The sequence below is a fragment of the Saccharothrix sp. ST-888 genome (assembly GCF_000955975.1).
Taxonomy (GTDB): domain Bacteria; phylum Actinomycetota; class Actinomycetes; order Streptomycetales; family Streptomycetaceae; genus Kitasatospora.
Window position 1 is genome coordinate 1 of the sequence record NZ_JYJF01001163.1, and the last position, 224, is coordinate 224.

1 protein-coding gene is annotated in these 224 nt (G+C 70.1%); it reads right to left on the reverse strand.

Features of this window, described 5'->3' with window-relative positions:
- A partial coding sequence (locus UK12_RS39265; RefSeq protein ID WP_156179218.1) for a KR domain-containing protein occupies positions 1-224 on the reverse strand: 224 nt, incomplete at both ends.

The following is a 224-nucleotide window of genomic DNA, read 5'->3' on the forward strand; positions in this document are numbered from 1 at the left end:
GAGTCGAGCAGACCGGCCAGCGCCGCACGGTCGGCCACATCACACGCGGCCACCGTGACGGTCGCACCCAACCCGGCCAGCTCATCACGCAGTTCGGCATCACCCGGCGCATCCAGACCACGACTGCTCGTCAGCAACAACTGCCCGGCACCGTTACGCACCAGCCAGCGCGCAACCTCCGCACCCAGCGCACCCGTACCACCCGTCACCAGCACCGTGCCGCC